The organism is Hymenobacter terrigena (assembly GCF_054776515.1).
Genome location: NZ_BAAHBU010000001.1, coordinates 1,568,508 through 1,581,975, shown reverse-complemented (window position 1 = coordinate 1,581,975; position 13,468 = coordinate 1,568,508). Strand labels below are relative to the sequence as shown.

Here is a 13,468-nt window from a genome sequence, read left to right as displayed (position 1 = left end):
AACGTTCAACGACGGGCGGGGACGAGCCCCGCCCCTACATTTTACCGAACCTAATGACCAGAATCCGCTCTACTACCGTTCTCGGCATTCGCCACAACGGGGAAATTGCCGTGGGGGCCGATGGCCAGGCCACCATGGACAAGCACGTCGCCAAAAACAACGTGCGCAAAATCCGTAAGCTGCAGGATGGCAAAGTCGTGACCGGTTTCGCCGGCTCTACCGCCGATGCGTTTATGCTGCTCGACCGCTTCGACGAGAAGCTGACCAGCTACGGCGGCAACCTCAAGCGCGCTGCCATCGAACTGGCCAAGGACTGGCGCAAAGACCAGTACCTGCGCAAGCTGGAAGCCATGATGGTGGTGGCCGATAAAGACGAGCTGCTAATCCTAAGCGGCACCGGCGACGTACTGGAACCCGACTCGGACGTGGCTGCCATCGGCTCGGGCGCGATGTATGCGCAGGCCGCCGCACTGGCTCTTAAGAAACATGCGCCGCATTTAACGGCCCGCCAGATGGTGGAAGAAGGCCTGCACATCGCGGCCGATATCTGCATTTACACCAATCATAATTTGATGATTGAGTCGCCGTCGTAGGCAACTCTGAATAAACCAGAATGTCATGCTTCGGCTACGCTCAGCATGACATTCCCCCCAACCCTGAAAACAACCCCATCCAACCCATGCAAATCACCAATTTCCTCAAGCATCATTACCGCCACTTCAACGCTGCTGCGCTCATCGACGCGGCCGATGGCTACAACAAGCACCTCGCCGATGGCGGCAAAATGATGATTACCCTGGCCGGCGCCATGAGCACCGCCGAAATGGGTATTCAGCTGGCCGAGTTGATTCGGCAGGACAAGGTGCAGATTATCAGCTGCACCGGGGCCAACCTGGAGGAGGACATCTTCAACCTCGTGGCCCACGATTTTTACGAGCGCGTGCCCAACTACCGCGACCTCACGCCCGCCGACGAGCAGGCCCTGCTGGAGCGCCACATGAACCGCGTGACCGATACCTGCATCCCCGAAGAGGAAGCCATGCGCCGCTTGGAGCACACCGTGCTCAAGTTCTGGGAGAAGGCCGACCAGGAAGGCAAGGCCTACTTCCCGCACGAGTTTTTCTACCAGATTCTGCTCAGCGGCGAGCTGGAGCAGTATTACCAGATTGACCCCAAAGATTCCTGGATGTTGGCCGCGGCTGAGAAAAACCTGCCCATCATTTGCCCCGGTTGGGAAGACTCCACGCTCGGCAACATCTACGCCGGCCACGTCATTTCGGGTGACATCAAGAACGTGCACACCATGAAGACGGGCATTCAGTACATGATGTACTTGGCCGACTGGTACACCAACACCGCCACCGAGGAAAGCAAAGTGGGCTTCTTCCAGATTGGCGGCGGCATTGCCGGCGACTTCCCCATCTGTGTGGTGCCCATGCTGCACCAGGATTTGCAGCGCCACTCGGTGCCGCTGTGGGGCTATTTCTGCCAGATTTCGGACTCCACCACCAGCTACGGCAGCTACTCCGGGGCCGTGCCCAACGAGAAAATCACCTGGGGCAAGCTGGGCGAGAAAACCCCGAAATTCATCATCGAAAGCGACGCCACGATTGTGGCTCCGTTGATTTTCGCCATCGTGCTGGGGCAGTAAGGTGCCTGTGGGCTAGGGTGAAACCAACCCTGCTTCACAAAAAGCCCCGGTACCGTGCTGTACCGGGGCTTTTTTGTGAAGCAGTGGATTACTTAGTTAGCACCTCTTCGCCAATGTTATCGCGGCCTACTTTCTTGATGGCGGTCATCGACACAGCGGTGCCAGGGTAGTCACAGCCCTCTGCGGTCATTTCGGGCAGGGGCTTGCCTTTCGTGGCGGCCATTGCCACAGCGCCGACAATCGGCACGAAGCTCAGTCCTTTGCGAGCGTTGGAATCCTTAAGACCGGCCGTGCCGGTGCTGATGCGGTTTTTCAGCGCAATCGGGGCCGAAGTATAAACTTTGGTGCTGGTATAGATGGCGTCGCCCTGGTCGGTGAAGCGCCCGGAATGCGTATAGGTGTAGATTTCTACATACATGACGCTGCCGGAATATTTGCCGGGGTCAAACTCCGTGTACTTCAGTAGGTTGACCGAGGGCATGTTCTCCTCGGCAAAGTATTCTTCACTGGGGCGGTATTCGCGGTGGGCGTTGAAGCGCTCGAGCAAGCCGGAGCGGGTGATAACCCCGTAGCCCTTGTTGGCATACTTGGCGCGCACGGCGTCGGCATCGCCGTCTTTGTACATGGTGAATTCGCGCAGCTCGTTCACAAACTGGCCTTTGTTGTTGAGGGAGCCGGCCCGCAGCCCAATCGAGAAGTAATTGCACACATCGAGCGGGGCGAGGTAAGGATATACGATGGTGTACTCGTTCATCCCGTAGCAATCAATTTCCGATACGCGCTTGCCGTTGAGGTAGAGGCCGGCGTATTGGGGAGCTTCCTGGTCAGCGGGGGCTTCTTCGGCGGCCGCTGTCTCTTCTTCGGTGGCGGCAGGCGCGGCAGCGGCTTTCGCAGCTGGCTTGGCGGCGGGCTTGGCAACGGATTTGGCAGCGGGGCGAGCCTGGCCGTGGGCAGCGCCAAGCATAGAAACTGCCAGGACGGCAGAAAGGTAAAGGTGTTTCATCGATGTGGATGACGAATGAAAAGGAGTGATTCCCTACTTTCAGAATAGATTGACCGCTGTTTCGGGATAATTCCGGCCTTATGGATACTAATGTTCCAAGCTACAATGATACAATGTTTAGTTGATTGCTCAAAATAAAAACATCTGCTATTTTCAATAGTCGCCTGGGGCACTGGGCGCAGGCCCACAATCACGCTCCGAACCAGCCCCAAACTGCCGCAAAAATGTCGTGCCAACGGGTAAATGGCCGCATTTGCGCTACAAAAAGAGCCGGCCGCTTCATCAGCGGCCGGCTCTTTTTGCGGTTATGTCGGGTTGACTAGCCCAGGACGTGTTCGGCTAATACTTTTTGCAGGTCATAAATATTGACCTGTTTATTGAATTTGCGCGTCACGCTAGGAAGCGCTTCACTCGATACCCAGATTTTCAATTCCGCGTCAAGGTCCATATGCCCTGCGGTTTCGATGGCAAAGCGGGAAATACTTTTATATAATACGGAAAGGTATTCTATTTTCTTGCCCGTTAATCCTTGCTTATCAACCAGGATAAGGCGTTTGTTGGTGAAAATAAATACATCTCGCATCAATTTGAAGCCAATTTCGATGACCTCGCCATTGGCGAGCAAAATGCCATACTCCGTATTTAACTCGGCTGGCTGTGCAACCCCGGCATTGCCGAGAATAGCAGAAAAAAAACCCATGATTTTTGGTTATTAAAGTGAGTTTCAAATGTAGCTCACTACCAATGGGAATTACGCCATTTCCAACTCCCGTGTCTTCACCATGCCCACGGCCTCAAAGGCTTGGCTCAGGTCCAGCATCAAATCCTGCGGGTCTTCGACGCCGATGCTCAGGCGAATCATTTGGGGGGTGATGCCCATTTCGCGCTGTTCGGGCACCGAGATGTCGGAGTGGGTCATGGTGCCGGGGTGCTCGGCGAGGCTTTCGGTGCCGCCGAGGCTCACGGCCAGCTTGATGAGCTTGAGGGCGTTGAGGAAGCGGAAGGCTTCGGCCTCGCCGCCGCGGATGTCAAAGGAAATCATGGAGCCAGGCGACAGGCAGTGGCGGCGGTAGATGTCCTGCTGGGCGGGGCAGTGCTCCAGGTGGGTGAGGTAGTAGGTGCGCTGCACCAGCGGGTGGGCGCGGAGCCAGTCGGCAATGATTTGGGCCGAAGTGGCGGCGCGCTCCATGCGCAGCTTCAGGGTTTCGAGGGAGCGCATGAGCATCCAGCCGGTGTTGGGGTCGCACATGGTGCCCATGAAGGTGCGCATAGCTTTGATTTCCTTCATGAGGGGCTTGCTGGCCAGGGCCGCACCCGCGATGAGGTCGGAATGCCCGCCCAAAAACTTGGTGGCCGAGTACAGCACCACGTCGGCCCCGTGCTTGAGGGGGTGTTGAAACACCGGCCCGAGGAAGGTATTATCGACCACCAGCCGGATGGGATGGTCCTCGGTGCCGTGCTGGCGGGCCAGGGCGGCACAGGCTTCCAGGTCGACGAGGTGGTTGGTGGGGTTGGCAGGCGTTTCCACGAAAATCATGGCCAGACGGCCCTGCTCAATGCCGGCCACCTGAGCCGTTAGCTCCTCCGGGGTGGCGGTGGGGCGGAAGCCCACGGCGGTGATGCCGAACTTGGGCAGCACGTTTTTGAGGAAAAAATCGGAGCCGCCGTACACGGGTTCAGAGTGCAGCACCACGTCGCCGGGCTTGAGCAAGGCCAGCAGGGTGGTGCTGATGGCGGCCATGCCGCTGGCGAAGCTGGCCGCCTCCTCGGCACCGTCCCAGAGGGTGAGGCGGTGCTCCAGAATCTCCAGGCTGGGGTTGTTGAGGCGGGAGTAGATGAGGCCCATTTCCTCGTCGGGGCGCTGCTGGCGCAGGCCATAGGCCAGCTCGAAGAAGGCTTTGCCTTCTTCGGCGCTGTTGAAAACGAAGGTAGAGGTCTGGAAAATGGGCGGCTTAATGGCGCCCTCGCTCCAGGCGGGGGTGTAGCCGTAGCTCATCATGAGGCTTTCGGGGCGCAGTGCTTGGCCGCCGATGTGGGCGTGGTCGTGCAGGGTGGGCATGAACGGGAGTTGGGTGGGGGTGAGAGATTAGGTGGGACGAAGGTAGGATTTTGTTTTGAGGACGGGCAATAAAAAGCCCCGCCGCGGGAAAGCGGCGGGGCAGTAGCGCGGGTCTTGTCCCTGCCCATCGTTGTACGGAATTAGAGAAATAGCGCAAATGTCCGGGCAAGGGCAAGCCACGTCCATACAACACTATTTTGTAGTGGGCTGCTTCGCCGGCTGCGTAAAAATCTTCGGGTCGTAGTTTGGCCCCAAACTACGACCATAGTTTGGGGCGGGGTGCTTGAGTCTTATTGGGTGTGTCTTTTATCGAATAGGGTAAATCTTTTGACTCTTCAATAGATTTAGGTCGATATAATCGACGAAATAAGCACGCTGTAATAGCTTGGCCTGTCCAAGTTTTTCTATCCAATTATTGACCCTCTCATTCATCTCCCAATAATCAAGGGCAGCCAATGCTGCCAATGACTCTTCATCTGGACAGTACACGCCAAAAACCGGGTAAGCTGGTTCTGAATCTTCTGGCACATAAGGGCCCTGAATGAGAAATAAGTCATACTCGACCGTTGAAGGGAGTTCTCCAAGAATTTTTGGCAACGCGAGCCGTACTGCTTCCAGCCAACGGATGTTCAAGTCCATGCTGGGAAACAGAAACGGATTGTCGGGCACTATTAGCGTATATTCTCTGGGCACCGCACACTCACGTTAAAAAGGCTATCAAACATTTAGGCTGCCTCAAATCTAGTACTTCCCATAGCCCGGACAGTTTACATTATTATCCCCATGCCCACCCCCATCCCCAAAAAACTTCTGGCACGCCAGCACGAAATCACCGCCGATTTCCTGCGCGAAGTAGACCGTCACCTGGCCGATATCGTGGCCGGCCGGGCCACCGAGATGTTCGAAATCCGCGACTTCGCGGGCATCCTTTGCATCCACCCCACGCACCTGAGCAACACCATCAAGCTGGCCACCGGGCACGCGCCGTGCTACTTTTTCGAGGCCCGCATCATGGACGTGGCCCGCGAGCTGCTGCGTGACTCCAGCCGCCCGGTGGCCGCCATCGCCGCCACCCTCACCTACGACCCCTCCAATTTTACCAAGTTTTTCAAGCGCTTCCAGGGCTGCACCCCCAAGCAGTACCGCGAGCAGGTGTGGGCCGCCCAGCGCGCCGAAATTCCGGAAGCTGTTACCATTTAAACGGAACTACTCACCATAAACCCAGCGGCTCCGGGCCAGACCTTTGCCTCATCATTCACCCCAACCAAATTGAACCCGATGAGCACCTCCAAAATCGCCCTCGTCACCGGCGGCAGCCGTGGCCTGGGCAAAGACATGGCCCTCAACCTGGCCCAGAAAGGCCTCAACGTCATCCTCACCTACCACAGCCAGCAGGCCGAAGCCGAAGGCGTGGTGGCCGCTGTGCGCGCCACGGGCCAGCAGGCCGTGGCCCTACAGCTCGATGCCTCCAACGTGAGCAGCTTCGGCGCTTTCTTCGAGCAGGTACGCGCCACCCTGAAGGAAACGTTTGATGCCGAGAAGTTCGATTTCCTCATCAACAACGCCGGCACGGGCCTCTACCAGGCCTTTGCCGAAACCACCGAGCAGCAGTTCGACGACATTCTGAACATCCACTTCAAAGGCCCTTACTTCCTCGCCCAGCAGGCCCTGCCGCTGCTCAACGACGGGGGCGGCATCATCAACATTTCGTCGGGCCTCACGCGCATCGTCATGCCCGGCTCGTCGGCCTACGCCAGCGCCAAAACGGCCGTTGAAGCCCTCACCCGCTACCAAGCCAAGGAGCTGGGCGCACGTCGCATCCGCGTAAACGTGGTGGCCCCCGGTGCCATTGAAACCGATTTCGGTGGCGGCCGCACCCGCGACAACAAGGAAATCAACGCCCACATCGCCAGCCTCACCGCCCTGGGCCGCGTGGGCTTGCCCACCGACATCGGCCCCGTCGTGGCCTTCCTCTGCACCCCCGAAGCCGGCTGGATTAACGGCCAGCGCATCGAAGTATCGGGCGGGCAGGGGATTTAGCCGCGCAGCCACAAAAAAGCCTTCCCGCTACGTAGCGGGAAGGCTTTTGAGTTTTTGCAGGATTTAAGCCGGACTATTTGCCGGCCGCTTTCCGCATCCGGTAGGAATCGACCTGCTGGCGCAGCACGGCCAGCAGCGAGCCGTAGCGTTGGCGGGCTTCCTGAGTGCTTTCCAGCTGTTGAAGGCGGGAGTTAATCAGCTCTGAGAAGTCTTCGACGGAGTAAGTACGTTTCGGCGTGGTGGACACGGCGGGAACAACAAAATGGTTCGGGTAATATAGCGGAGGCGCTACGGCATATACGTAGCGCCTCAAACATAAGACTTAAAACCGAAATAGCGGCCGGGCCGGGTTCCAGATGCCCCACGGAATCATGAGCAGCACCAGTACCAACGCCACGCCGAAATAGAGCAGTGCCTTGCGGTGCTTCTGGGTGCTATCGGCCGTTTTCTTGATGGCAATGCGGCCCACCTGCGCCACAATGGCGGCCAGAATCATCACCACCACGTGCTCCATACCGAAAAAGCGGATGGTGGCATCCTTCATGGCTCCGGCTTGCTTCATGGCGTTCAGGCCCACCGGGCTGAGGCCGAAATACAGGCCCAGGCCGATGATAACCTGCAGCCACATGAAGCCCGAGAAAGCGGCGCTCATTCCGTTGTCGGCGCTCAGGAAGGGGCGACGGCCGGAGTAGCCCACGTAGGCGCGGTACACGGCAATGAGGCCGAAGATGAGCACGAACCAGCGGGACCAGGAGTGCAGAACGAGAAGGGTTTGGTACATAAAAAGGGGAAGAGTGAACAGGGAAATCAGTTGCAAAAGCGGCTTAAGCCATGTCCAGGGCCAGCCGTTTCTTGTCGCGGTGCACCACGAACATAACCACGAACAGCGACACGTAGGGCAGGGCGCACCCAATGCCAAACCATCGCCAGAATGAGCGGCCGTGGTTGTACGCCATAAACGCCGTCATAATCGGCATGAAAAACAACGGCGTTAGAATAACAATAAGGGCTTCAATCATCGAAATAAGTGCGGAATTAATGCAGGCGCAAAGGTATGGCCACCGTTCGGCTGGTCAACCCGGTTGCAGACGACGGCGCGGCTAGAGTTGTGGCGGCCATTGGTGCGGCGGTTGCTGGTGCCGGGCCGCTTTTTCTTCCCGCCACTTATCACGCATAGCCATGAATAGTGCGATAAATACCGACACAAAAGGCAGCAGCAGTCCCAGCCCAAACCACCGCCAGAACGACCGGCCGTAGTTGTAGGCAATGTAGCCGGTGATGGGCGCGAAGACGAGCAGCGAAACCCCGAAAATGAGCAGCAGGCGAAGAAAGAACACGGAAATTGGGGGGGGAGGGAGATAAATGGGGTGACTAGGGTCATGCAGAGCGCAGCGAAGCATCTTTACCGCACAACGCAATTCATTTTCTATTGCGGTAAAGATGCTTCGCTGCGCTCTGCATGACCGTTCTTCGGCATGATGTTCTGCATCAAAAGAAGCATTACCGCACCTTGCCGCGCTTCACCAGGTAAGCATACAGGACTTTCTCAAACGGCTCGCGCACGTCTACGGGCACGAAATCGATGCGCAGCTGGCCGCAGCGCTGGGCCAGCTCCTGTTCGTAGGCCGTCATGGCGGCCTGGTATTGCTCCTTTACCTGGGAGGGCTGGAGCTTGATTTCGAGGCCGGTTTCCACATCTTCGAAGATGTAGGGCCGCTCGGCGAAGTCAAAGTTGGCTTCCGTAGCGCGGTCGAGGACGTGGAACAGCAGGACTTCGTGGTGCTGGTGCTTGAGGTGCTGGAGGGCGGCCAGGGCCGCTTCCTGCTCGTCGGCGCCGCGCCCCAGCATGTCGCTGAACAGGATGACGAGCGAGCGTTTCGGAATCTGCTGCGCGATGGCGTGGATGGTGCCGGCTACGTCGGTGCCCCGGGTTGTTTTGGGCACGGGCGGGCGCTCCAGCAGCTGTTGCAGGGCCAGCAGCAGCGTGTGCCGGTGGGTACTGGTGGAGCGCACCGGCGTTTGCAGCTCAATGGTATCGGCAAAGGTGACGAGGCCCACGGCATCGCGCTGCCGGGTGAGCAGCGTGGTGAGCGCAGCGGCGGCCAGGATGCTGAATTTCAGCTTGTCGAACCCCGGCGCGGGGTAGTACATGCTAGGGCTTACATCGAGCAGGATGTGGGCGCGCAGGTTGGTTTCTTCCTCGTAGCGCTTCACGAAGAGCTTGTCGGTGCGGGCAAACACCTTCCAGTCGATGTGGCGCGTGCTCTCGCCGGGGTTGTAGAGGCGGTGTTCCGAAAACTCGACCGAAAAGCCGTGGTAGGGCGACTGGTGCAGGCCCGTAATGAACCCATCCACCAGCTGGCGGGCCAGAAACTCAATGTTCTCAAAGGAGCGGATGGCGGCAAGGTCAAGGGGCATGAGGGCGGAAGGAAATGGCAACCGTTTGTCATCCTGAGCGCAGCGAAGGACCTTCTCACGTTAAAAACGATTTGTTCTAACGTAAGAAGGTCCTTCGCTGCGCTCAGGATGACAAACGATTTATTAGACAATGTTCAAATATACCCCCAACAGCCGTCCTGCCTCCCGCGTTTATCTTTACCGCATCTTTCGTAAGTTAGTCCTTTCAACCAACCGACCGATTCTATTTCCCACTCATACCCCACCCAATTCCAGTGGACGACCGTCACGACCAGGAAGAAATTTATTCCCAACGCATTAAAGCCGGCAAGCGCACGTACTTCTTCGACGTGAAAGCCACCCGCGGCCAGGATTACTACCTGACCATCACCGAGAGCAAGCGCCGGCAAAACGGCGATGACTCCGTTTCGTACGAAAAACATAAAATCTTCCTCTACAAGGAGGACTTCCTCAAGTTTGTGGATGCCCTGCAGGACGCCGTGGACTACGTGCGCGAGGAGCTGCTGAGCCCCGAGGAAGTAGCCGAGCTCGACCGCCCGCGCGACTACGACGACCGCGACCAGCCGCGCCGCGAGTTCGAGCGCCCCGCCTTCGACCCCAACCGCAGCGACGACAGCTTCTAAGGCAGCGGCGAACGGTTAGCGGTTAACTTTTTGGGTCCGATTTCAACGGCGCGACTGGACTTTGGTCCGGGCGCGCCGTTTTGCGTGGCGGCAGGCCGTACCTTTGCGGCCGAATTGCCTGCAATTCACTCAATCACTTAGTCACTCATTCACTCCCACTATGGGCCTCCGCTGCGGTATCGTCGGCTTGCCGAACGTCGGTAAATCCACCCTTTTCAACGCGCTTTCAAACGCCAAGGCCGAATCGGCCAACTACCCGTTCTGCACCATCGAGCCCAACGTGGGCGTCATCACCGTGCCCGACGAGCGCCTCCAGATTCTGGAAGCCCTCGTGAACCCTAAGCGCGTGCTGCCCACCATCATCGAGTTTGTCGACATTGCCGGCCTCGTGAAAGGCGCCAGCAAGGGCGAAGGCCTGGGCAATAAATTCCTGGCCAACATCCGCGAGGTGGACGCAATTATCCACGTTGTGCGCTGCTTCGACGACCCCAACATCGTGCACGTGGCCGGTGGCGTGGACCCCGTTTTTGATAAGGACGTTATCGACACCGAATTGCAGCTCAAGGACCTGGAAAGCGTTGAGAAGAAGCTGCAGAAGTCGGAGCGCAGCGCCAAAGCCGGCGATGCCGTGGCCAAGAAGGAAGTGGTGTCGCTGCAGAAGTTCAAAGCCGCCCTCGAAGCCGGCCAGAACGCCCGCGCCGTTGATGCTTCGTCCGACGACCTCGAAGCCATTGCCGATTTGCAGCTGCTCACCATCAAGCCCGTGATTTACGTGGCCAACGTGGACGAGGCCAGCATTGCCAGCAACGGCAATAACCACGTCACGGCCCTGCGCGAGCACGTGAAAGCCGAAGGCGCTCAGGTGGTGCTGGTGTCGGCCGCCATCGAGGCCCAGATTGCCGAGATGGAAGACCCCGAGGAAAAAGCCATGTTCCTGGGTGAATATGGCCTCACCGAGTCGGGCCTGAACAAGCTCATCCGCGCCAGCTACGAGCTGCTGAACCTGATTACCTACTTCACAGCCGGCGTGCAGGAAGTGCGCGCCTGGACCATCCACCGCGGCGACAAAGCGCCTGCGGCGGCCGGTGTTATTCACTCTGATTTTGAGAAAGGCTTCATCCGTGCCGAGGTGATTAAGCTGCCGGATTATCAGGAATACAAGACGGAAGTGAAAATCAAAGAAGCCGGCAAAATGGCTGTGGAAGGCAAAGACTACGTGGTGCAGGATGGGGACATCATGCACTTCCGCTTCAATGTGTAGTCTCTATGAAAGAGCTTAAATGGTCAAAGTGGTTGCTCAGCATTGGAATCTTATGTGTTATAACGGCTCCATTTGTCTTGACGCGAAGCTTTGGCCTATTTAGTTTCAATGAGACAGGGCCAATTGGGGACACAATAGGCGGAATTACTTCCCCAATTACAAGCTTGATAGGCTCAGTACTGGTATTTTTTGCCCTAAAAGCACAGATAGATGCTAATGAACTTGTAAGGCAACAGTTTGAGCAGCAACAACTAGATGAAATACAGCGGAAGGTTTTGACCCATCTCACGGAGCAAGTCAATCTAATCAGAAACGATATAAATGATTTTGGATTTGTACACGAGAGAACAGATAACAATTTAGCAGCAGTTGTTATTCCCTATAAGGGTGCGAGTGCGTTTACTGCGTTTGTAGAGCTATTACCTGACTTATTATCTTCAGACTCCATTAGACAAAATCCGTTTGAAGCATTGCCAACGCTGGCAAGCTTGAAAGCTTTACTAGAAATGATTGATAACATACTCAATTCAATTCGTAAAGCGTCACTTTCGGAGGAAGACAAAAATTTCCTTACTGGAGTAATAGCTTATCAGTATACATCCAAAATCAAACCCGCTTTTTCAGCTAAGCTGCATCAGTTTAAAACTATGCCTCTTCATTTTAATATAAGACCGATTCCGGGAAACTCGGAATCGGTCTTTTCTGACAGTTTATACAACCTAGTCCTTGAGATTGACAAGAAAATAGGTGTAGAAAAAATATGACAATTTAACGGCCCACAACCTTGTATAGCATCCCTTTCGGCAGCTTATCAGTGGTTTTCATGCCATTCACGATGGCCAGTTCTTCATAACGGCTTGATGGAACGCCGGCGGATGCCAGGGCCGAGGCCAGCGTTTGGGTGCCGGTGGCGGTGCGGATGTGAATATGCTCGGGCTGGCGGTTTAGCTTGTTGGGGTCGGTGAGGCGGGCGTAGCCCTGGGCGGCTTGCTGGAACTGCGGCGCGTAGGTGCTGAACGAAGCCGGCGCGGCCAAGCCCACGAAGGCGTAGATGCTCTTGCCATCTTGAATGAGCTGGGCCAGGACGTGGGCGGGCGTGCTGCTTTGGTCGGTAGCCTGTTGGTCGCCTTCAAACACGAGGGCCGGGAAGCCGTTGATGGTGGTTTTGCTGGCGTTGGCCGAGGCTAGACCGATGGACTTGGCGAGGCTCTGGCCGGCTTCGTCCAGCGACGAGCCGCTGGCGCCGAGGAACACCAACAGGGCTTTGCCGTTGGGCTCGGCCATCTGGAATTTGTCGGGGGCGTTCTGCGATTTCCAGCCCGAGGGGATGGGGAAGCGGAATTTCAAATCGGGGTGGTAGAACACGCCGCCTTCCACGAAGCCCTGGCGCGGGTCTTCGCCAAAGGTCAGGCCCTCGATGGAGCGCAGGTACTGGTCGCGGTTCACGGCCAGGGTGCGGTTGCCCACGCTCTGCTTGGCCTGGGCGGCCAACTGCTTCACGCGGGTGTAGCGGTCGGCCGAGTTGGGGTGAGTGCTCAGGAAGGTGGGGATGCTGCTACCGCTCTGGGCCTCGGTGCGCTCCAGGGTCTGGAAGAAATCGGCCATGTGGCTGGCGTCGTAGCCGATTTTGGTGGAGTATTTCACGCCCAGGCCGTCGGCCTCGTTCTCGTCGTCGCGGCTGTATTTCAGCATGCCCAGGCCGACCACTTGCTGCGCCACGCCGCCCACCGACTGCATCACGCGCGGGGCCAGCACTGAACCCAGTATCATGCCAATGCCGGCGATGGTGCTGCGCGTCTGCTGTTTCTTGCCGTGCTGGGCGGTGATGTGGCCGAGCTCGTGCCCGAGCACACCGGAAAACTGGGCTTCGTCGTTGAAATACGCCATGATGCCGCGCGTGAAGTACACGTGGCCATCGGGCGTAGCGAAGGCGTTGATAATGGGCGAATCGACGATGGTAAAGCCGTAGTCGCCGGGACGGTCGGAGATGGCCGTCATGGCCTTGCCCCGCGCCGAGATGAGGCTTTGCAGCTTGGCGTTATCATAGAGGCCAAACTGGGCGATAACGGCCGGGTCGGGCTTGGCACCTTGCAGCGGGCGGGCAGCGGGAATGGTCTTGGCAGGGGAGGTAGCCGGGCGGTGGGCAGCCCAATCAGTCATGCTGGAAGAGCTGGCCAGCGGTACCAGCAGCGCGAGTAGCGCGCTGGTGCGCATGGAGGGAAGAAGCGAAAGATTCATGGGAATAAATAAAGCGGAATTACCGGTGAAGGGCAACGGATGGGCTTGCAACGGCGGCGGGGCAAATGCGGTTACGCCACATGACGGTTGGCCTTGATTGGGACTACTGTCGACTTTGCCTTGGAGCCGTTCGAGGCAAGTACCATCGGGGTTATGCCATTTCCCTGCCAGTTTG

17 protein-coding genes are annotated in these 13,468 nt (G+C 57.5%); 7 read left to right on the top strand and 10 right to left on the bottom strand.

Annotated features, from left to right (window positions below; all coding sequences use genetic code 11):
• The first annotated feature begins 53 nt into the window (after positions 1-53).
• Together hslV and ACYU7Q_RS06505 are read left to right on the top strand one after the other, a co-directional pair.
• On the top strand, positions 54-593 hold the full coding sequence (hslV, locus tag ACYU7Q_RS06510) for an ATP-dependent protease subunit HslV (RefSeq protein WP_460608619.1): 540 nt from the start codon (positions 54-56) through the stop codon (positions 591-593).
• Between the two features lie 86 nt (positions 594-679).
• The gene (locus ACYU7Q_RS06505; RefSeq protein ID WP_460608618.1) at positions 680-1,651 is read left to right on the top strand and encodes a deoxyhypusine synthase family protein; all 972 of its coding nucleotides are present in this window, start codon (positions 680-682) and stop codon (positions 1,649-1,651) included.
• A gap of 88 nt (positions 1,652-1,739) precedes the next feature.
• On the opposite strand, the gene ACYU7Q_RS06500 is transcribed toward ACYU7Q_RS06505, so the two are convergent.
• The 4 genes from ACYU7Q_RS06500 to ACYU7Q_RS06485 form a co-directional block, all read right to left on the bottom strand.
• Positions 1,740-2,615, bottom strand: a complete 876-nt coding sequence (locus tag ACYU7Q_RS06500) for a hypothetical protein (protein WP_460608617.1) — start codon at positions 2,613-2,615, stop codon at positions 1,740-1,742.
• A gap of 358 nt (positions 2,616-2,973) precedes the next feature.
• Positions 2,974-3,354: a PH domain-containing protein gene (locus tag ACYU7Q_RS06495; protein WP_460608616.1), complete on the bottom strand. Its 381-nt coding sequence runs from the start codon at positions 3,352-3,354 to the stop codon at positions 2,974-2,976.
• A gap of 51 nt (positions 3,355-3,405) precedes the next feature.
• On the bottom strand, positions 3,406-4,713 hold the full coding sequence (locus tag ACYU7Q_RS06490) for a PLP-dependent aminotransferase family protein (protein WP_460608615.1): 1,308 nt from the start codon (positions 4,711-4,713) through the stop codon (positions 3,406-3,408).
• A gap of 306 nt (positions 4,714-5,019) precedes the next feature.
• Positions 5,020-5,352 (bottom strand): hypothetical protein, encoded by a 333-nt coding sequence (locus ACYU7Q_RS06485; protein ID WP_460608614.1) that lies wholly within the window; start codon positions 5,350-5,352, stop codon positions 5,020-5,022.
• Positions 5,353-5,496: 144 nt separating this feature from the next.
• Between ACYU7Q_RS06485 and ACYU7Q_RS06480 the strand changes: the two genes are divergently transcribed.
• Together ACYU7Q_RS06480 and ACYU7Q_RS06475 are read left to right on the top strand one after the other, a co-directional pair.
• The gene (locus tag ACYU7Q_RS06480) at positions 5,497-5,913 is read left to right on the top strand and encodes a helix-turn-helix domain-containing protein (RefSeq protein ID WP_460608613.1); all 417 of its coding nucleotides are present in this window, start codon (positions 5,497-5,499) and stop codon (positions 5,911-5,913) included.
• 78 nt (positions 5,914-5,991) lie between these two features.
• A complete protein-coding gene (locus ACYU7Q_RS06475) occupies positions 5,992-6,753 on the top strand; it encodes a Rossmann-fold NAD(P)-binding domain-containing protein (RefSeq protein ID WP_460608612.1) in 762 nt (253 codons plus the stop codon).
• Between the two features lie 73 nt (positions 6,754-6,826).
• Here the strand turns inward: ACYU7Q_RS06475 and ACYU7Q_RS06470 are convergent, their stop codons facing one another.
• The 5 genes from ACYU7Q_RS06470 to ACYU7Q_RS06450 all read right to left on the bottom strand — a co-directional run bounded on the left by ACYU7Q_RS06470 (position 6,827) and on the right by ACYU7Q_RS06450 (position 9,171).
• Complete coding sequence (locus ACYU7Q_RS06470; RefSeq protein WP_460608611.1) at positions 6,827-7,000, bottom strand: hypothetical protein; 174 nt, start codon at positions 6,998-7,000, stop codon at positions 6,827-6,829.
• Positions 7,001-7,075: 75 nt separating this feature from the next.
• Entirely contained in the window at positions 7,076-7,534 is a 459-nt protein-coding gene (locus ACYU7Q_RS06465) for a hypothetical protein (RefSeq protein ID WP_460608610.1), read from the bottom strand.
• A 43-nt stretch (positions 7,535-7,577) separates the two neighbouring features.
• A complete protein-coding gene (locus tag ACYU7Q_RS06460) occupies positions 7,578-7,772 on the bottom strand; it encodes a hypothetical protein (RefSeq protein WP_460608609.1) in 195 nt (64 codons plus the stop codon).
• An 81-nt stretch (positions 7,773-7,853) separates the two neighbouring features.
• The gene (locus ACYU7Q_RS06455; RefSeq protein WP_460608608.1) at positions 7,854-8,090 is read right to left on the bottom strand and encodes a hypothetical protein; all 237 of its coding nucleotides are present in this window, start codon (positions 8,088-8,090) and stop codon (positions 7,854-7,856) included.
• A 163-nt stretch (positions 8,091-8,253) separates the two neighbouring features.
• Positions 8,254-9,171, bottom strand: coding sequence for a DUF58 domain-containing protein (locus tag ACYU7Q_RS06450; protein ID WP_460608607.1), 918 nt, complete (start codon positions 9,169-9,171; stop codon positions 8,254-8,256).
• A 254-nt stretch (positions 9,172-9,425) separates the two neighbouring features.
• On the opposite strand from ACYU7Q_RS06450, the gene ACYU7Q_RS06445 reads away from it, so the two are divergent.
• From ACYU7Q_RS06445 to ACYU7Q_RS06435, 3 genes are all read left to right on the top strand, one after another.
• Positions 9,426-9,794: a DUF3276 family protein gene (locus ACYU7Q_RS06445; protein WP_198070206.1), complete on the top strand. Its 369-nt coding sequence runs from the start codon at positions 9,426-9,428 to the stop codon at positions 9,792-9,794.
• 160 nt (positions 9,795-9,954) lie between these two features.
• Positions 9,955-11,055, top strand: coding sequence for a redox-regulated ATPase YchF (gene ychF, locus ACYU7Q_RS06440; RefSeq protein ID WP_460608606.1), 1,101 nt, complete (start codon positions 9,955-9,957; stop codon positions 11,053-11,055).
• Positions 11,056-11,060: 5 nt separating this feature from the next.
• On the top strand, positions 11,061-11,819 hold the full coding sequence (locus tag ACYU7Q_RS06435) for a hypothetical protein (protein WP_460608605.1): 759 nt from the start codon (positions 11,061-11,063) through the stop codon (positions 11,817-11,819).
• Between the two features lie 4 nt (positions 11,820-11,823).
• Here the strand turns inward: ACYU7Q_RS06435 and ACYU7Q_RS06430 are convergent, their stop codons facing one another.
• Positions 11,824-13,293 carry a M48 family metalloprotease gene (locus ACYU7Q_RS06430; RefSeq protein ID WP_460608604.1) on the bottom strand — a complete coding sequence of 490 codons (1,470 nt, stop codon included), beginning with the start codon at positions 13,291-13,293 and terminating at the stop codon, positions 11,824-11,826.
• Positions 13,294-13,468: the final 175 nt, after the last annotated feature.